This window comes from Paracoccus sp. SSK6, from assembly GCF_039770665.1.
Taxonomy (GTDB): domain Bacteria; phylum Pseudomonadota; class Alphaproteobacteria; order Rhodobacterales; family Rhodobacteraceae; genus Paracoccus.
In genome coordinates, this window is record NZ_JBDPNJ010000003.1 from 14,241 (window position 1) to 31,171 (window position 16,931).

The window sequence follows — 16,931 nt, forward strand, 5'->3', positions numbered from 1 at the left end:
ACCCTTTCCCTGGCAGTGGGTGGTTTCCTCCCATGACTGTTAGATAGATCATACCTTATGCCCTATCAAGCCGGTCGAAGGCCATTGGACGTCAGCCCTGTCCCAAGGCGGCAAGCCGTGCGGCGGCTGCCCGTCCCGCGTGCAAACCGCTGCCAAGGCAGGCGGTCAGCAGATAGCCGCCGGTCGGCGCCTCCCAGTCCAGCATCTCGCCCGCGACGAAGACATCGGGCATGGTGCGCAGTTCCTGGTCATCGGTCAGCGAACCCCAGGTCACCCCGCCGGCCGAGGATATGGCCGTCTCGATCCCCATCGGCCCCTCGTGGCGCAGCGGCAGGGCCTTGGCCAAGGCAGCCCAGCCATCGGGATCGTCGGGCAGCGGCCTGCCCCATTCCAGCAGCAGCGCTACCTTGACCGGATCGTCCAGGACGCGGCGCAGCCAGTTGCCCAGGGACAGCTTTCCCTTCGCCTTCGCAAATCGCGCAGCCAGGGCCGCGTGATCCAGATCGGGCGCCAGATCGACATGACCCGCCGCCCCGTCGCGCAGCGGGGCCGAGATCTCGTAGATCCCGCCGCCCTCGATCCCGTGGCGCCCGATGATCCATTCGCCTCGGCTGACCAGACCGCCCGCCGACAACGCGGTGCCCTTGACCGCCGCCCCGAAATGCCGCGCCATGGGCGCCGACCAGGCCACCCGGAAACCCATGTTCGCGGGCCGGAACGGTGCCACCTGCACTCCCGCCGCCTGCAGCCACGGCACCCAGGCCGCGTCCGATCCCAGCCGGGGCCAGCTTGCCCCGCCAAGCGCCAGCACCGCGACGCGCGGCCGGATCACCCGCAGCCCTTCGGGTGTGTGGAACCGAAACCCGCCGCCGATCCAGCGCCAGCGGGTCCGCACCTCCACCCCGCCCGTCTGCAACCGCCCCAGCCAGGCCCGCAGCAGGGGCGAGGCCTTCATGCCCACCGGAAACACCCGACCCGTGGATCCGGTGAACAGCGCGATCCCCAGGCCGCGCGCCCAGGCCATGACTTCGGCAGGTCCGAAGGCCATCTCACCTTGGTGCAAATATCCCGGGGCTGGCCGACGCGTCCGCCATCGGTCCGAGGACCGTTGGCCAGCGGGCAGCGCCCCGGTGCCGACGCTGAACCTTTGCGCGAACGCCTCGAACGGCTCGTCCTTGGTCAGGTTCAGCCCCGACTTCCCCGCCATCAGGAATTTCCGCGCGGGCGTGGGCATCGCCTCGGCCACCACGACGCGGCGTCCCGGCGCGGCCAGAGCCTCGGCAGCCATCAGCCCGGCCGGGCCCGCGCCGATGACCAGCGCATCGACGGCTTCCGTCACCGCCGCCCTCGCGGCGCCATGGCCAGCCGGATCAGCGCCCGTTCGACCAACGCCATCTGCGGCGCGCGGGTCGTGCTGCGCAGGGTCAGGTCGCAGTCCAGCAGAGACCGCACCGCCTCCTCCAGCGGGCCCATGCCCCAGGCCTGGGCCTGCCGGGCCATGCGGTCGCGGCGCGGGCCGAAGACCGGCGGACGCATCCGCGACAGCGCCGCGACCGGCCCGGCAGGATCGGCGGCGGCCAGATGCAGCGCGCGGAAATGGCGCAGGGCGGCGATGCACAGCGTGACGGGGTTCACGCCCTGCCCCTCGATCCGGCGCATCATCGCGCCGAACTCGGCCTCTCGCCGTTCGGCGACGATGTGGATCAGCTCGTCAAGGTCGGCCTCGATGGTGGCGGGGGCCATCAGGGCAATCTCGTCCGCCGTCAGGGGCGTGTCGTCGCCATGCTTGTAAAGCCCGATCTTCTCGATCGTCTGGCGCAGGTCACCGGGATCCAGCGCGCGGGCCAGCGCCATCATGTCCCTCATCGCCGCTGGCGGAACCTGCCGCAGCCCGGCATCGGCCAGCCAGCGCGAAACCTCCTCCTCTCCGGGCGGGTCGTCATAGATGGGCGCGGTCACGGCGGTCGGGTGCGGCTCGAACAGCTTGCGCAGGGCCGAGGCCTTGCCCAAGGCCCCCGCCGTCACCACCACCACGGCATCGCCCGGCCTCCAGTCCGACAGCGCGGCGCGAATCGCGTCAGTGGCGGTGTCCGGCGTATCTTCCACCAGCACGACCCGCTGACCGGGAAAGAAGCCGACCTCCTTGACCGCGTCCAGCAGTTGCGCGGGATCCTTGCGCAGCCCCGCGCCCGGCAGGCGCGTCAGGCGCATTTCCTCATCGGCCTTCTCGCCCACCAGGGCTTTGACCGCCTCGGCCCGCTTCATCGCCACGCGCATCGCGTCCTGGCCATAGATCAGCAGCGCCGGACGCGAGGGATCGGGCCGCGCCAGATAGCGCGCGATTTCCGCGCCCTTCAGAATCATTCGGGCAGTTGCGCGGATGCCGCCAGCAGCCGCGTGACCACCTGGTCGGCCAGCATCTCGGCCAACCGCGACCGGGCATCGCCTTCGGCCGAGAGCGTGGCGATGGTGGTGCCGGTCGTGGAGTACGAGGTGAAGTTGCTGACCCGTCCCTGCGCCAGCACCCGGCCCGCCCGGTCGGTCAGCACGAAATCGGCGGTGCCGTTCAGGGAATAGCGGTTCGTGACCTCGTCGGTGGTGATCGCCTGCGGGACGACGCCGACGGTGATGCGGTAATCCAGATCGTAATCCGTCCCCTCGCCCCCCAGGCGTTCGCCCAGGCGGCGGTTGAAGGCGAAATCCTGATAGGTCTGGGGATCGCGCGGACGCACCTTGCCGAACAGCCGCCGGCCCGCGCCGTTCGGGCCATAGACCGGCGTCAGCCCGCAGCCCGCCAGTGCCAGCAGCCCCAGAAGGGCGGTCCGGCGGTCAGGCGACCACATTGACGATCCGCCCCGGCACGACGATCAGTTTCTTGGGGGCCGCGCCTTCCAGGAAGCGGCGCACGGTTTCGTCGGCCAGCACCATCGCCTCGATTTGGTCCTTGGGCATGTCCTTGGCGACGCTGATCTCGGCCCGGCGCTTGCCGTTGATCTGGATCGGCAGGATGACGGTATCGTCCTCCAGCATGGCCGGATCCGCCTTGGGCCAAGGCGCATCGACCAGCAGCCCCTGCCCGCCCGCCATGGCCCAGACATCCTCGGCCAGATGCGGCACCATCGGCCCCATCAACTGCGCCATGATGCGCAGCGCTGCCTTGCGCGATTCGCCGCCCGCCCTGGATTTGCCGACGGCATTGGCCAGTTCATAGATCTTGGCGACCGCCTTGTTGAAGGCGAAGCCCTGGATGGCCTTGGTGACATCGTTGATCGCCCGATGCGCGGCGCGGGTCAGGTCGGGATCCTCGGCCCCCTCGCCCGCCTCCTCGGCCAGACGCCAGACGCGGGCCAGGAACTTGTTCGCGGCCTCGGCCCCGGCGGCGGTCCACTCCACGTCACGCTCGGGCGGGCTGTCGGACAGCATGAACCAGCGCGCGGTATCGGCCCCGAAATTGGCGACGATATTGACCGGATCGACCACGTTCTTCTTGGACTTCGACATCTTGGCCGAGGGGATCACCTCGACCACCGTGCCATCTGCCAGCCTGCCGTCCGTCACATCCTCGGGCAGGTGATAGACCGGGCGGCCCCGGTCATCGCGGGTCATGTAGATCTCGTGCGTCACCATGCCTTGCGTGAACAGCGCGTCGAACGGCTCTTTCGCGCTGTCCGGCAGATGCCCGGTCTTGACCATCGCGCGGGCAAAGAAGCGCGAATACAGCAGGTGCAGGATCGCGTGCTCGATGCCGCCGATATACTGGTCCACGTTCATCCAGTAATCCGCATCCGCCCGGTCGGTCGGCGTCGCGGCATGGGGCGAGGTGAAGCGCGCGTAATACCAGGACGAATCGACGAAGGTGTCCATCGTGTCCGTCTCGCGCCGCGCCGCGCCGCCGCATTTCGGACAGGTCGCCTGCCGCCAGGTCGGGTGGCGGTCCAGCGGGTTGCCGGGCACGTCGAAGGTGACATCCTGCGGCAGCAGGACGGGCAGGTTCCCCTTGGCCTCGGGCACCGTGCCGCAGTTGTCGCAATGCAGGACCGGGATCGGGCAGCCCCAGTAACGTTGCCGCGAAATGCCCCAGTCGCGCAGGCGGAATTTCGTGACGCCCTCGCCATATCCATGGACCTCGGCATGGGCGATGGCGGCGTCCACCGCCGCCTCTCCGGTCTGGTCGGCCTGGCCCGCGAAGCCGCGCACATAGGTGACGGTTTCGGACTTCAGCGGAACGTAGGGCGCCTTGGCGACCATCGCATCGGCAGCGGCCAGATCCATGCCGCGCTCGCCAAAGGTCGCGCGGATCGGCAGGCCATATTTCGTAGCAAATTCGTGGTCGCGTTCGTCATGGGCCGGGGATCCGAAGATCGCGCCGGTGCCGTAATCCATCAGCACGAAATTCGCGATCCAGATCGGCAGTTGCCAGTCCGCATCCAGCGGGTGCCGCACGGTCAGGCCGGTGTCGAAGCCCAGCTTGGGCGCGGTCTCGATGGCTTCCTCGGTCGTGCCGATCTTGCGGCATTCCTCGACGAAGGCGGCGACCTTCGGGTCCGCTGCCGTCAGGTCGCGCACAAGCGGGTGATCCGGCGACAGCGCCACAAAAGACGCCCCCAACAGCGTATCCGGGCGGGTGGTATAGACTTCGATCTCGGCAAAAGCCTCGGGCGCATTGACGGTTTCAAACCGGAATTGCAGCCCGCGCGACTTGCCGATCCAGTTCGACTGCATCAGCCGCACCTTCTCGGGCCAGCCGGTCAGTCCGTCCAGCGCCGCCAGCAATTCGTCGGAATAATCCGAGATGCGGAAGAACCATTGCGTCAGCTCGCGCCGCTCGACCGTGGCGCCCGACCGCCAGCCCTTGCCGTCGATGACCTGTTCGTTGGCAAGCACCGTCATGTCCACCGGGTCCCAGTTCACCTGGGCCGACTTGCGAGTGACAAGGCCAGCCTCCAGCATGTCCAGGAACATCGCCTGCTGCTGGTGGACGTAATCGTCGTCGCAGGTGGCGAACTCGCGGGACCAGTCGATAGACAGGCCCAGCGGCTTCAACTGCTTCTTCATCGTGGCGATGTTGCCATAGGTCCAGTCGCGCGGATGGCCGCCCTGTTCCATCGCCGCGTTTTCCGCAGGCATCCCGAAGGCGTCCCAACCCATCGGGTGCAGGACCGAATACCCTTGTGCGCGCTTGAAGCGGGCCACAACGTCGCCCATCGTGTAGTTGCGCACATGGCCCATGTGGATGCGCCCGGACGGATAGGGGAACATCTCCAGCACGTAGTATTTCGGCCGTTCGTCGCGGATCGCGGCAAAGCTGCCCGCATCCCCCCAGGCTTTCTGCCACCGGGGTTCAAGGCTGGAAGGATCATAGGGCATCGCGGCGGACCTTTGGCATCATTCGTCGCGCCTCGGTTTATACGGCGCGGCAGGACGGGTCCATACCGTAGGGTGGGGTTCTACCCCACCCCGCCCTACAAACGCCCGTCCTGGATGCGCAGCTGGCGCGCGCGGGTCAGGATCGCGTCCTCGACCGCGCGGACGGTGCCGGGTTCGACCGCCGCGCCCCCCGGCCCTTGCAGCGACAGCTTCAGGCTGCGCGCGTCCAGCGCCGGATCGGCGATCTTGATCGTCGCGCGATAGGACCGCCCGCCGCCCGGCGGCGTGCCGTATCCGGTCTGGATCACGCCGGTAAAGGGATCCACCGTCTGCACCGGCAGGAAGTTCAGCACTTCCAGGCTGGCGTTCCACAGGTACTTGTTCACGCCGACCGTGGTGTTGGGATTTTCCGAACTCTTGAAGACATCCCAGATGGTGGTGCGCCGAACCTCGGGGCGCATGTCGGAGCCGTTGAAATCGTCTGCTTTCCGACCGCCGCCGGCACTGCCGCAGGCAGCCAGTCCTGCGCAAAGCGTCGCTGCGATCATCAGGCGCGCGGCTTGTGCGGTTTTCATGCGGTCCCCCGTTTTTCGCGTCAGGTCCCGCTTTAGCGTGGATCGCCCCCGCCCTACAAGCGGCTTGGACTGCGGGGCCTGCTCCTGTCCCGCTTTCCTTCACAAGAAGGTGTGGCCCTTGTGCATCACAGCTTTGGCTAAGGCTGGGGGCGCCGCGCGATTCCGTTGCATCATGGGAACGGAAGGGGGAAACAAGGCAGCATACCCAAGGCGGTAATGCCGGTTTGGGCATCAGAGAGACAAGAGGGAACTTGACATGAAAAAGGCTCTTATCGCCTCCACCGCGCTGGTCCTGATCGCCGGTGCCGCCGCCGCCGACGTGACCATCTCGGGTTACGGCCGCACCGGCGTGATCTATTACGAAGACGCTCAGCAGACCGGCCTCGACGCTTTCGGCGAAGAAGGCAGCGACACCCAGGTGATCTCGCGCCTGCGGATGAACATCGACGCCGCGACTTCGACCGACCAAGGCGTTGACTTCGGTGCCCGCTTCCGCATCCAGTGGGACCAGAACAGCGACAACGCCGGTGAACTGAACGCCGGCAAGCTGTATATCACCTCCAGCGGCCTGACCGTCGAAGTCGGCAACACCGAAACCGCTCTGGACTCGGCCGGCCTGCTCTACGCCACCGAACTGGGTTCGTACGACCGCTCGGTCGGCGGCAACGCCCTGGGTGCCTTCTTCGCCTACGAAAGCGAAGCCTATGCCGATGAGGACCGCCTGGGCGTCTTCGCGTCGTATGCCCTCGACAACCTCGAAGTTCGCGCGTCGTACATCGACCCGGATCAGACCGGCACTGTCGAAGACGCGGACCTGTTCGGCGACGTCAAAGAAGAATACAGCTTCTCGGTGGACTACACCTGGAACGAGCGTCTGGAACTGTCGGGCGGCTTCGCTCTGAACGGCGCTGGCAATGACGACCACGACGTGTACTTCGTCGGTGCCCGCTATGCCGTCATGGAAAACGCCCGCATCGGTCTGAACTGGATCGACAACGGCGATGCCGGCGACTACGAAGGCCAGACCTCCAGCGACCCGGACTTCGATCCTGAAAACGACGACCTGGGCAACACCGTCGCCCTGTATGGCGACTACACCCTGGCCGACGGCCTGACCAACATCGAAGCCTATATCGCCAACAACAGCGGTGACTGGGCTGCGAAAGAAACCGACAACTCGTTCGGTATCGGCGTCAACTACGACCTGGGCGGTGCCCGTCTGGGTGCTTCGATCCAGCGCGACTACCAAGAGCGCGTGACCGCCGACATGGGCGTGCGCTTCGACTTCTGATCCCCGGATCGGTCGTCAAACTTGAGGAGCGGGCCTTGCGCCCGCTCTTTTCTTTTTGTCTTGTCCCCTCATGGGACTGGATGACATCAAGCGCCGCATCAGCGCGGCAGAGGAACGGGCCGGACGCGCGCCCGGCAGCGTCACGCTGATCGCGGTCAGCAAGGTGCAGCCGCCGAATCGCGTGACCGCCGTGCTGGAGGCCGGGCACCGCGTCTTTGGCGAAAACTACGTGCAGGAAGCGCAGGGCAAATGGCCCGGCTGGCGCGCCCGCTGGCCGGGGGTCGAGTTGCACATGATCGGCCCGCTGCAATCCAACAAGGCCAAGGCTGCGGTCGAGCTGTTCGACGCCATCCATACGCTGGACCGCATGACGCTGGCCCGCAAGCTGGCGCAGCAGATCGCCCAGCAGGGCCGCAGCCCGCAGCTGTTCATCCAGGTCAATACCGGGGACGAGCCGCAGAAGGCCGGGATCCTGGCCGATGAACTGCCGGTCTTCCTGTCCTCCTGCCGCGACCTGGGCCTGTTGCCCCAGGGCCTGATGTGCATCCCGCCCGAGGACGAGGATCCCTTGTCCCATTTCCGCCTTCTGCGCGCGCTTGCGCAGGATCACGGGTTGCCGAATCTCTCCATGGGCATGAGCGCGGATTTCGAGACCGCCATCGCCGAGGGCGCCACCCATGTGCGCGTCGGATCGGCGATCTTCGGGGCGCGTGACTACGGCTAATTTCTTCTTGCGAAATGTCATGGTCCCGCGTATTCCCGGCGGCGGGACACCCTTCCCCAACGAAGGGCTTTTAGCTGGAAGGCTGACATGAAGGATCTGACGATCCCGGCTGCGCGCCCGGTCAATCCGCGCTTCTCCTCTGGCCCCTGCGCCAAGATTCCCCATTACACCCTGGACCTGTTGTCGGATGCCCCTCTGGGCCGCTCGCACCGTGCCGCCATCGGCAAGGCGAAGCTGGCCGAGGCGTTCGACCTCACGCGCGAGGTCCTGGGCGTTCCCGAAGGTTACCGCATCGGCATCGTCCCCGGTTCCGACACCGGCGCGGTCGAGATGGCGATGTGGTCCCTGCTGGGCGCACGGCCCGTCGAGATGCTGGCCTGGGAAAGCTTCGGCGAAGGCTGGGTCACGGATGCCGTCAAGCAGCTGAAGCTGGACGCGACCGTCCGCAAGGCCGATTACGGCAGGATCGTCGATTTCGCGCAGGTGGACTTTGACAAGGACGTCGTCTTCACCTGGAACGGCACGACCAGCGGCGTGCGCGTGCCGAATGGCGATGCGATCCCGGCAGACCGCGCGGGCCTGACCATCTGCGACGCGACCTCGGCCGCCTTTGCCATGGACCTGCCCTGGGACAAGCTGGATGTCGTGACCTTCAGCTGGCAGAAGGTTCTGGGCGGCGAAGGCGCGCATGGGATGCTGATCCTGTCGCCGCGCGCGGTGGAACGGCTGGAAACCTATACCCCTGCCTGGCCGCTGCCCAAGATCTTCCGCATGACCAAGGGCGGCAAGCTGATCGAAGGTATCTTCAAGGGCGAGACGATCAATACGCCGTCCATGCTGGCGGTCGAGGATTATCTGGTCGCGCTGAAATGGGCGCAGAAAATCGGCGGCGTGAAGGCGCTGATCGCGCGCGCCGATGCCAATGCCGCCGCCGTGCGCGACTTCATCGCGGACAAGGACTGGATCGCGGATCTGGCCGAGGATCCCGCCACCGCGTCCAACACCAGCGTCTGCCTGCGCTTCACCGATCCGGTCATCAAGGACGGCGCGGCCTTTGCCAAGGCCGTCGCCAAGCGGCTTGAGAAGGAGGGCGTGGCGCTTGACGCCGGCGCCTATCGCGACGCGCCCGCGGGCCTGCGGATCTGGTGCGGATCGACCGTCGAGGCCAGCGATGTCGCGGCGCTGATGCCCTGGATCGAGTGGGCCTATCGCGCCGAACTGGCCGCGCAGGCATAAGCGAAAACCGGGGGCCAGCCCCCGGACCCCCACAGAAGATGAATAGCGCCCTTGGGTGAAGGGTGCGGCATATGAGGATGAACTGACATGCCGAAGGTTCTCGTCTCCGACAAGCTGTCGGAAACCGCCGTCCAGATCTTCCGCGACCGCGGAGTCGAGGTCGATTACCTGCCCGACTTGGGCAAGGACAAGGAAAAGCTGGCCCAGGTGATAGGGCAATATGACGGCCTGGCGATCCGGTCTGCCACCAAGGTGACGGAAAAGCTGCTGGAGAACGCCACCAACCTCAAGGTGATCGGCCGCGCCGGGATCGGGGTGGACAACGTGGATATTCCGGCGGCGTCGAAAAAGGGCGTGATCGTGATGAACACGCCCTTCGGCAACAGCGTGACCACCGCCGAACATGCCATCGCCATGATGTTCGCCGTGGCCCGGCAACTGCCCGAAGCCAGCGCCTCCACCCATGCCGGGAAGTGGGAAAAGAACCGCTTCATGGGGGTCGAGCTGTTCAACAAGACCCTGGGCGTGATCGGCGCGGGCAATATCGGGTCCATCGTCATCGACCGCGCCCTGGGGCTGCACATGAAGGTGCTGGCTTATGACCCCTTCCTGTCGCCCGAGCGCGCCAAGGAGATCGGCGTGACCAAGGTGGAACTGGACGACCTGCTGGGCCGTGCGGACTTCATTACCTTCCACGTCCCCTTGACCGAAAAGACGAAGAACATCCTGTCGCGCGAGGCCATCGCCAGGCTGAAGCCCGGCGTGCGCATCATCAACTGCGCCCGCGGCGGGTTGGTGGATGAGGAGGCCCTGGCCGAGGCGCTGAAGGACGGCCGCGTCGCCGGTGCCGCATTCGATGTCTTCGCGGTCGAGCCCGCCACCGAAAGCCCGCTGTTCAACCTGCCGAACGTGGTCGTCACGCCGCATCTGGGCGCATCCACCACCGAGGCGCAGGAGAACGTGGCCCTGCAGGTAGCCGAGCAGATGTCGGATTACCTGCTGACCGGCGCGGTGCAGAACGCGCTGAACATGCCCTCGGTCACGGCCGAGGAAGCCGCTGTCATGGGCCCCTGGATCAAGCTGGCGGGCCATCTGGGCGCCTTCGTGGGCCAGATGACCGATGAGCCGATCAAGGCAATCAACGTACTTTACGATGGCGTCGCGTCCACGATGAACCTGAACGCACTGAACGCGGCGGTCATCGCGGGGGTGATGAAGGCCACGAACCCGGACGTGAACATGGTCTCGGCCCCGGTCATGGCCAAGGAACGCGGCGTGCAGGTGGCCACCACCACCCAGGACAAGGCCGGCGTCTTCGAGGGCTATATCAAGCTGACGGTCGTCACCGACTCGCGCGAACGGTCCATCGCGGGCACGGTCTTCAGCGACGGCAAGCCGCGCTTCATCCAGATCCGCGGCATCAATGTCGATGCCGAGGTGGGCGCGAACATGCTCTACACCCGCAACAAGGACGTGCCGGGGGTGATCGGCGCGCTGGGAACGACCCTGGGCGATCTGGGCGTGAACATCGCGAACTTCACCCTGGGCCGGTCGGCACAGGGCAACGACGCCATCGCCATCCTGTACCTGGACGAGCCGATCAGCGACGAGGCCCTGGCCGCGTTGCAGAAGACCGGCAAGTTCCTGCAGGCCCGCCGCTTGCAGTTCGCCGTTTGACGATCCCGCCGCGTCCCCTTACGCAAGGAGGGCGCGGCCTTTTCGCCGCGTGATGCAGCGGGGCGGTGATGCGGCTTTATGTCATTGGCGATGTCCACGGGCATCTGGACAAGCTGAAGGCAGCGCATGAGCGCATCTTCCGCGATGGCGGCCGGGACGCGGTCATCGCCCATGTGGGCGACCTGATCGACCGGGGGCCGGATTCGCGCGGTGTCGTCGAATACCTGATGACCGGCCAGGATCAGGGGCGCCCCTGGACCGTGACGCGGGGCAATCACGACCGCTTCCTGCCGCAATACCTGCTGCAGCCCGATTGGGTCGATCCGGGGCTGAGTTCCAAGCTGCACTGGACACTGCATTCGGGTCTTGGCGCGCCCGAGACGCTGCGCTCCTATGGCGTCGATACCGCCCTGCCGCCCGAACGGATGCTGGCCGAGGCGAAGCGTGCGGTGCCTGCGGAGCATGTGACATACCTTGCCTCGCTGCCGCTCTATTTCCTGCACCCGCTGGCACTGGTGGTCCATGCGGGCATCCGCCCCGGCGTCGATCTGCAGGACCAGGTCGAGGAGGATCTGGTCTGGATCCGGCAGGGCTTCCTGAACAGCCCCGTGGATCACGGCCCGCTGGTGGTCCACGGCCATACCGCCATCCAGTCTGCCACCCATTACGGCAACCGCCTGAACGTCGATGGCGGCGCAGCTTACGGTCGTCCGCTTTGCGCGGTGGTGATCGAAAAGGGCGCGGTGCATCTCTTGACCGACGAAGGCCGCGTCCCCCTGGAACCGGAGAACCTGCCATGCGAATGATCGCCGCCGCGCTGATGCTGCTGCCCGTCCTGGCCCAGGCCGAGGAAATCGCCAAGGTCGGCGTGGACTGGGTCGGCAACGACATCGTCATCGAGGCCATCCACGACCCCGACGTGGGCGGCGTGACCTGCCATCTGGCCTATTTCGAACGCTCGGTCCTGGACCGCCTCAGCCAGGGCAACTGGTTCGAGGATCCCTCGAACAGCGCGATCCAGTGCAGCCGCACCGGCCCCGTCGATGTCAGCAAGCTTCGCCCCGGTCGCCCCGAGGACGTGTTCAGCGAAGGGCGGTCGCTGCTGTTCAAGTCGCTGCGGGTCAAGCGCATCTATGACGCCGAAAACCGGGTGCTGGTCTATCTGGTCCATGCCAGCGAGTTGAGCGAAGGGTCGGCCAAGATGGCGATGTCCACGGTGCCCCTGGGGGCGGACAAGGCGGAGGGGCCGGCGGACTAGGGCCTTCGGCCTGTGGCCCTTGGGACGCGGCCGCCCACGAAATCGTGCAAATGCTGGTGATCTGGTGGACAGAATCGCCCGGCGGGATTAGAACGCCCGTCAGTCCTGTCCCCAGCACAGTGGAACATCCATGCAGGCACATCATCGAATCGCCAAATACGGCCTGGGTCAAGTCGTCCGTCACCGGAACCGGCCGTTTCGGGGCGTGATCTTCGACGTGGATCCCGAATTCGCCAATACCCAGGAATGGTACGATTCGATCCCCGAGGATGTGCGCCCGGCCAAGGACCAGCCCTTCTACCACCTTTATGCCGAAACCGAGGCGACCTACTATGTCGCCTATGTGTCCGAGCAGAACCTCGTCCCCGACCATTCGGGCGAGCCGCTAGATCATCCCGATGTCGAGGAAATGTTCGGCGACTTCGAGGACGGGCGCTATCCGCTGGCGGGCCTGCTCAACTGACGGGGGCGTAGGGCACGGTGAAGGCCAGGCAGTTGCGGTGGCCTTCGCGGTAATAGCACAGCGACTGCGTCAGCCCCTGGATCAGGAACCAGCCGAAGCCGCCTTCGGGCAGGTCCAGCGGATCAAGCGCGGGCAGGCTGCGCGGCTTCAGGCAATCGGCGGGCAGCTTGCCGCCGTCATCGGTGATCGCGCAGGACAGGCCGCTGTCCTGCATGACGATGCACAGATGCATGGACCCTGAACCGACGCCCTGGGTGGCGGCATGTTCGGCCACGTTGTTCATCACCTCGGCCAGGACCAGCTCCAGACGGCCCAGGGCATCGGCATCGACCGCCGCCGCGAAACGGGCGCGCAGGTCGGTCAGCGCCTGGCGGACATCATGGGGATCGGCCTGCAGCACGCGATGGAACATCGGCTGGACCCGCGGCGCCGGCTGCGGACTGGACCCGGCATTCTGCCGTTCGGTATGGGGCATCGTTACTCTACTCCTGTTGGGTGGCGACGGGGCGGATGTCGAAGACACTGTCCATCCGCGTCAGCCGGAACACGCGTTCCACATTGGGGGTCAGCCCGTCCAGGACCAGCGGAAGGGCTTCGGGAAGGGCCTTGCGCACCGCGATCATCGCCCCCAGGCCCGAACTGTCCATGAAATCGACGCGGCGCATGTCCAGCCGGACCGGCTTCTTCCCGCGCAGCACGATTTCGCGCAGGCGGTCCTTGAACCGGGTGGCGATGGCCGCGTCGATGCGCGCTTCATCGACGATGACGACCAGTTGGGCTTCGGTTTCGGTGACGATCAGCTGCATCTTGTTCCCCTGCGCTTCCGTCACCAGCCTTACGGAAAAAAGGTTACCATCCGGTAAGCGCGGCAGCGGATTTGCATTCGCGGTCCTGACCGATCCCATCCTGCCCGAAACTTCGGCATGATGGCTGCTTTCCCCTGACGGATGCCCATGTTCCGGGTTGCCCCTGCGGAACTTTCGCGCAGCATCCGCCTTTTCCCATTGGACTTGGCAAAAACCGTCCCCGATCATCGGGGAAAGAGGCCTGCGAAGGGTCCGGTGTCAGCGGGTGGATTGATGACGTATTACAACGAGATGTATGAGGGATCGCGGGTCCGCGGACCCTATGCGCGCCTGAGCCAGTGGGTCGATACCATGCCGGGCGATTTCCGGCAGATGAAGCAGGCCGAGGCCGAGGCCCTGTTCCGCCGAATCGGCATCACCTTCGCGGTCTATGGCGAAGGCGGCGACCCAGACCGGCTGATTCCCTTCGACATGATGCCCCGCGTCTTCGAACAGGCCGAATGGCGCCGTCTGGAACGCGGTATCAAGCAGAGGGCGCGGGCGCTGAACGCCTTTCTGCGCGACGTCTATGGCCGGGCCGAGATCGTGCGCGCGGGCCGCATCCCCGCCCGGCTGGTTTACCAGAACGACGCCTATGAAAAGGCCGTGGTGGGCGTCGTGCCCCCGCGCGGCGTTTACAGCCACATCATCGGCATCGACCTGGTGCGCACCGCCAGGGACGAGTTCTTCGTGCTGGAGGACAACTGCCGCACGCCCTCGGGCGTCAGCTACATGCTGGAAAACCGCGAGATCATGATGCGCATGTTCCCCGGCCTGTTCCGCGGCAACCGGATCGAGCCCGTGGACCAGTATCCCGATCTTCTGCGCCGCACGCTGGAATCGGTCGCGCCCGCCAAGTGCCACGACCGCCCCACCTGCGTGATCCTGACGCCCGGCCATTTCAACAGCGCCTATTACGAGCACAGCTTCCTGGCCAACCTGATGGGCGTCGAACTGGTCGAGGGGGCCGACCTGTTCGTGGACGGCGAGTTCGTCTTCATGCGCACGACCCAGGGACCGAAGCGCGTCGATGTCATCTATCGCCGGATCGACGATCCCTTCCTGGATCCCCTGTGCTTCCGCCCCGATTCGATGCTGGGCGTGCCGGGGCTGATGGATGTCTATCGGTCCGGGGGCGTGTCGATCTGCTCGGCGCCGGGCGCGGGCGTGGCGGATGACAAGGCGATCTATACCTTTGTCCCCGAAATGGTCCGCTTCTATCTGGGGGAAGAACCCCTGTTGCAGAACGTCCAGACCTGGACGCTGTGGAAGGACGACGACTATAAATACGTCATGGAGAACCTGCCCGACCTGGTGGTGAAGGAGGTCCATGGATCGGGCGGCTATGGCATGCTGGTCGGCCCAAAATCCACCAAGGAGGAGATCGAGACCTTCCGCAAGAAGATCGAGACTAATCCCGGCAACTATATCGCCCAGCCGACGCTGGCGCTGTCCACCTGCCCCACCTTCGTCGAGGAAGGCCTGGCGCCGCGCCATGTGGACCTGCGGCCCTATTGCCTCTGCGGCGACCGGATCGAGCTTGTGCCGGGGGGCCTGACCCGCGTGGCGCTGCGCGAGGGCAGCCTTGTCGTGAACTCGTCGCAGGGCGGGGGCGTCAAGGACACCTGGGTTCTGTCGGAATAAGGGGGTCCAGACATGCTCAGCCGCACCGCCGCCAACCTGTTCTGGATGGGCCGCCACCTGGAGCGCGCCGACACCGCCGCCCGCCTGCTGGACGTGGGCCAGCGCATCACGCTGCTGCCCAACACCGCCGCGGGCTATCAGAACGAATGGAACTCGCTGTTGCAGGCGTCCGGCACCGCCAACCTGTTCGCCGAAAAATACGGCGAGATCAGCCAGGAAAACATCGAGGAGTTCATCTTCTTCGACCGCGACAACCCGTCATCGGTCCTGTGCTGCGTCGAAAAGGCGCGCGAGGCGGGGCGGATCGTGCGCACCGCCCTGACCAGCCAGGTCTGGGACGCGCTGAACGTCGCCTATCAGGAGCTGCGCAAGATCGAGAAGACGCCGCGCGACCGGCTGGACACGGGCTCGCTGACGGATTTCACGACCAGCCACACCTCGACGGTGCGCGGCGCGATCAACGCCACGCAGTTGCGCAACGACGGCTGGCATTTCATGAACCTGGGCTATGGGCTGGAACGCGCGGATGCGACGGCGCGGCTGCTGGACGTGAAGTATTACGTCCTGCTGCCCCGGATCGAATTCGTGGGATCGGGACTGGACACCTATCAATGGCAGGTGATCCTGCGGGCGTTGTCGGCGCACCGGTCCTATCACTGGGCATATGGCGGCGACATCACGGCGGGACGGGTCGCGGATTTCCTGATCCTCAACGGGGAAAGTCCCCGGTCGCTGATTACCTCGCTTTACGAGGCGGTCTGGAACCTGGAGGGCCTCGCCAAGCGATACGGGGAAACCGTGCCCACCACCGCGCGGGACAAGGCGCGCGAGGTGCTGGGCCGATTGCAGGCCCATGACATCGACATGATCTTCGACGAAGGGCTGCACGAATTCCTGACCTGGTTCATTACCGAGATCGGCACGATCTCGAACCTGGTGCACGAGGATTACCTGCTGGGGGGATCGTGATGAAGCTGCGCATCGTTCACCAGACGGTTTACCGCTATGACCGGCCGGTCAGGAACCTGGTGCAAAGCCTGCGGCTGACGCCCTCGGTCTTCGAAGGGCAGCGGACGCATGATTGGGCGATCGACGTGACCGGCGGCCTCCGCGGCCCCGGCTTCCGCGACGGCGCCGGCGACTGGATCGAGGGCTGGACCCTGCGCGGCCCGACCGAGGAGGTCGTCGTCACCATCACCGGCCGGGTCGAGACGCGCGACACGGCGGGCGTGTTGCGCGGCCACCGCGAATTGATCCACCCGCTGGCCTATGGGCGCGATACGGCCGCGACCCGACCCGACGCGGCGCTGCGCGAACTGGCGGCATCGGTCACGGATGCCGCCGATCCGCTGGACCTGGCGCACAGGCTGTCGGCTGCCGTGGCGGATGCCATCGCCTATGTGCCCGGCCAGACCGGCTTCCACACCACGGCGGCCGAGGCCTTGGCGCAGGGCGAAGGCGTCTGCCAGGACCATGCCCATGCCCTGATCGCGGTGGCCCGCCAGCGCGGCCTGCCCGCGCGCTATGTGTCGGGCTATCTGCACGCCGATGCTTCGGGGCAGGCGCATGAGGCCGCCCATGCCTGGGCCGAGATCCATGTGGAAGGGCTTGGCTGGGTGGGCTTCGATCCCGCGAACCGCTGCTGTCCCGACGAACGCTATGTCCGGCTGGGATCGGGGCTGGATGCGTCCGACGCGGCCCCCATCCGGGGTATCGCGGCGGGCCGGGGGACCGAGACGCTGGACGTGGCCGTCAATGTCGAGGAGGTCGAGCGTTTCCAGAGCCAGAGTCAGACACAAAGCTGACGCGCAGGCAGTCGCGTCCGGCGAAAGCATGATTGCGACCCGGCCC

The 16,931-nt window shown here is 66.2% G+C and carries 17 protein-coding genes; 10 read left to right on the forward strand and 7 right to left on the reverse strand.

Going from position 1 to position 16,931, the window contains the following annotated elements:
• Nucleotides 1-91: 91 nt before the first annotated feature.
• From AAIL68_RS03220 to AAIL68_RS03240, 5 genes are all read right to left on the reverse strand, one after another.
• The gene (locus AAIL68_RS03220; RefSeq protein WP_347138059.1) at nucleotides 92-1,339 is read right to left on the reverse strand and encodes a TIGR03862 family flavoprotein; all 1,248 of its coding nucleotides are present in this window, start codon (nucleotides 1,337-1,339) and stop codon (nucleotides 92-94) included.
• Nucleotides 1,336-2,364, reverse strand: coding sequence for a DNA polymerase III subunit delta (gene holA, locus AAIL68_RS03225; protein WP_347138060.1), 1,029 nt, complete (start codon nucleotides 2,362-2,364; stop codon nucleotides 1,336-1,338). The genes AAIL68_RS03220 and holA overlap by 4 nt, the downstream gene beginning before the upstream one ends.
• Nucleotides 2,361-2,843, reverse strand: coding sequence for an LPS assembly lipoprotein LptE (gene lptE / locus AAIL68_RS03230; protein WP_347138061.1), 483 nt, complete (start codon nucleotides 2,841-2,843; stop codon nucleotides 2,361-2,363). The genes holA and lptE overlap by 4 nt, the downstream gene beginning before the upstream one ends.
• Nucleotides 2,830-5,367 (reverse strand): leucine--tRNA ligase, encoded by a 2,538-nt coding sequence (gene leuS, locus AAIL68_RS03235; RefSeq protein ID WP_347138062.1) that lies wholly within the window; start codon nucleotides 5,365-5,367, stop codon nucleotides 2,830-2,832. Before leuS ends, lptE begins: the two co-directional genes overlap by 14 nt.
• A gap of 95 nt (nucleotides 5,368-5,462) precedes the next feature.
• Complete coding sequence (locus tag AAIL68_RS03240) at nucleotides 5,463-5,942, reverse strand: DUF3576 domain-containing protein (RefSeq protein ID WP_347138063.1); 480 nt, start codon at nucleotides 5,940-5,942, stop codon at nucleotides 5,463-5,465.
• Between the two features lie 256 nt (nucleotides 5,943-6,198).
• Here AAIL68_RS03240 and AAIL68_RS03245 point away from each other — a divergent pair, with 256 nt between their 5' ends.
• The 7 genes from AAIL68_RS03245 (at nucleotide 6,199) to hspQ (ending at nucleotide 12,591) form a co-directional block, all read left to right on the forward strand.
• Nucleotides 6,199-7,233 carry a porin gene (locus tag AAIL68_RS03245; RefSeq protein ID WP_347138064.1) on the forward strand — a complete coding sequence of 345 codons (1,035 nt, stop codon included), beginning with the start codon at nucleotides 6,199-6,201 and terminating at the stop codon, nucleotides 7,231-7,233.
• 70 nt (nucleotides 7,234-7,303) lie between these two features.
• The gene (locus tag AAIL68_RS03250; RefSeq protein ID WP_347138065.1) at nucleotides 7,304-7,957 is read left to right on the forward strand and encodes a YggS family pyridoxal phosphate-dependent enzyme; all 654 of its coding nucleotides are present in this window, start codon (nucleotides 7,304-7,306) and stop codon (nucleotides 7,955-7,957) included.
• Between the two features lie 87 nt (nucleotides 7,958-8,044).
• Nucleotides 8,045-9,193, forward strand: coding sequence for a phosphoserine transaminase (locus AAIL68_RS03255; protein ID WP_347138066.1), 1,149 nt, complete (start codon nucleotides 8,045-8,047; stop codon nucleotides 9,191-9,193).
• Between the two features lie 87 nt (nucleotides 9,194-9,280).
• Nucleotides 9,281-10,870, forward strand: a complete 1,590-nt coding sequence (gene serA, locus AAIL68_RS03260; RefSeq protein ID WP_347138067.1) for a phosphoglycerate dehydrogenase — start codon at nucleotides 9,281-9,283, stop codon at nucleotides 10,868-10,870.
• Nucleotides 10,871-10,938: 68 nt separating this feature from the next.
• The gene (locus AAIL68_RS03265) at nucleotides 10,939-11,676 is read left to right on the forward strand and encodes a metallophosphoesterase (RefSeq protein WP_347138068.1); all 738 of its coding nucleotides are present in this window, start codon (nucleotides 10,939-10,941) and stop codon (nucleotides 11,674-11,676) included.
• Nucleotides 11,667-12,128, forward strand: coding sequence for a CreA family protein (locus tag AAIL68_RS03270; protein ID WP_347138069.1), 462 nt, complete (start codon nucleotides 11,667-11,669; stop codon nucleotides 12,126-12,128). The genes AAIL68_RS03265 and AAIL68_RS03270 overlap by 10 nt, the downstream gene beginning before the upstream one ends.
• A 130-nt stretch (nucleotides 12,129-12,258) precedes the next feature.
• A complete protein-coding gene (gene hspQ / locus AAIL68_RS03275) occupies nucleotides 12,259-12,591 on the forward strand; it encodes a heat shock protein HspQ (RefSeq protein ID WP_347138070.1) in 333 nt (110 codons plus the stop codon).
• Here hspQ and AAIL68_RS03280 read toward each other — a convergent pair.
• Nucleotides 12,584-13,066, reverse strand: coding sequence for an ATP-binding protein (locus AAIL68_RS03280; RefSeq protein WP_347138071.1), 483 nt, complete (start codon nucleotides 13,064-13,066; stop codon nucleotides 12,584-12,586). The two genes, hspQ and AAIL68_RS03280, sit on opposite strands and share 8 nt — an antisense overlap.
• A 7-nt stretch (nucleotides 13,067-13,073) precedes the next feature.
• Complete coding sequence (locus AAIL68_RS03285; protein ID WP_347138072.1) at nucleotides 13,074-13,397, reverse strand: STAS domain-containing protein; 324 nt, start codon at nucleotides 13,395-13,397, stop codon at nucleotides 13,074-13,076.
• Nucleotides 13,398-13,670: 273 nt separating this feature from the next.
• On the opposite strand from AAIL68_RS03285, the gene AAIL68_RS03290 reads away from it, so the two are divergent.
• Genes AAIL68_RS03290 through AAIL68_RS03300 form a run of 3 tightly spaced genes read left to right on the forward strand, consistent with a single transcriptional unit; the run spans nucleotide 13,671 to nucleotide 16,885 of the window.
• On the forward strand, nucleotides 13,671-15,080 hold the full coding sequence (locus tag AAIL68_RS03290) for a circularly permuted type 2 ATP-grasp protein (RefSeq protein WP_347138073.1): 1,410 nt from the start codon (nucleotides 13,671-13,673) through the stop codon (nucleotides 15,078-15,080).
• 12 nt (nucleotides 15,081-15,092) lie between these two features.
• On the forward strand, nucleotides 15,093-16,049 hold the full coding sequence (locus AAIL68_RS03295; RefSeq protein WP_347138074.1) for an alpha-E domain-containing protein: 957 nt from the start codon (nucleotides 15,093-15,095) through the stop codon (nucleotides 16,047-16,049).
• Nucleotides 16,049-16,885, forward strand: a complete 837-nt coding sequence (locus AAIL68_RS03300; RefSeq protein WP_347138075.1) for a transglutaminase family protein — start codon at nucleotides 16,049-16,051, stop codon at nucleotides 16,883-16,885. Before AAIL68_RS03295 ends, AAIL68_RS03300 begins: the two co-directional genes overlap by 1 nt.
• The last annotated feature ends 46 nt before the right edge of the window (nucleotides 16,886-16,931 follow it).

What these genes read in the sequence shown, in the direction of transcription:
- holA (WP_347138060.1), bottom strand. Translation starts at nt 2,364, where the DNA reads ATGATTCTGAAGGGCGCGGAAATCGCGCGCTATCTGGCGCGGCCCGAT.
- lptE (WP_347138061.1), bottom strand. Translation starts at nt 2,843, where the DNA reads ATGTGGTCGCCTGACCGCCGGACCGCCCTTCTGGGGCTGCTGGCACTG.
- leuS (WP_347138062.1), bottom strand. Translation starts at nt 5,367, where the DNA reads ATGCCCTATGATCCTTCCAGCCTTGAACCCCGGTGGCAGAAAGCCTGG.
- AAIL68_RS03240 (WP_347138063.1), bottom strand. Translation starts at nt 5,942, where the DNA reads ATGAAAACCGCACAAGCCGCGCGCCTGATGATCGCAGCGACGCTTTGC.
- AAIL68_RS03245 (WP_347138064.1), top strand. Translation starts at nt 6,199, where the DNA reads ATGAAAAAGGCTCTTATCGCCTCCACCGCGCTGGTCCTGATCGCCGGT.
- AAIL68_RS03250 (WP_347138065.1), top strand. Translation starts at nt 7,304, where the DNA reads ATGGGACTGGATGACATCAAGCGCCGCATCAGCGCGGCAGAGGAACGG.
- AAIL68_RS03255 (WP_347138066.1), top strand. Translation starts at nt 8,045, where the DNA reads ATGAAGGATCTGACGATCCCGGCTGCGCGCCCGGTCAATCCGCGCTTC.
- serA (WP_347138067.1), top strand. Translation starts at nt 9,281, where the DNA reads ATGCCGAAGGTTCTCGTCTCCGACAAGCTGTCGGAAACCGCCGTCCAG.
- AAIL68_RS03265 (WP_347138068.1), top strand. Translation starts at nt 10,939, where the DNA reads ATGCGGCTTTATGTCATTGGCGATGTCCACGGGCATCTGGACAAGCTG.
- AAIL68_RS03270 (WP_347138069.1), top strand. Translation starts at nt 11,667, where the DNA reads ATGCGAATGATCGCCGCCGCGCTGATGCTGCTGCCCGTCCTGGCCCAG.
- hspQ (WP_347138070.1), top strand. Translation starts at nt 12,259, where the DNA reads ATGCAGGCACATCATCGAATCGCCAAATACGGCCTGGGTCAAGTCGTC.
- AAIL68_RS03280 (WP_347138071.1), bottom strand. Translation starts at nt 13,066, where the DNA reads ATGCCCCATACCGAACGGCAGAATGCCGGGTCCAGTCCGCAGCCGGCG.
- AAIL68_RS03285 (WP_347138072.1), bottom strand. Translation starts at nt 13,397, where the DNA reads ATGCAGCTGATCGTCACCGAAACCGAAGCCCAACTGGTCGTCATCGTC.
- AAIL68_RS03290 (WP_347138073.1), top strand. Translation starts at nt 13,671, where the DNA reads ATGACGTATTACAACGAGATGTATGAGGGATCGCGGGTCCGCGGACCC.
- AAIL68_RS03295 (WP_347138074.1), top strand. Translation starts at nt 15,093, where the DNA reads ATGCTCAGCCGCACCGCCGCCAACCTGTTCTGGATGGGCCGCCACCTG.
- AAIL68_RS03300 (WP_347138075.1), top strand. Translation starts at nt 16,049, where the DNA reads ATGAAGCTGCGCATCGTTCACCAGACGGTTTACCGCTATGACCGGCCG.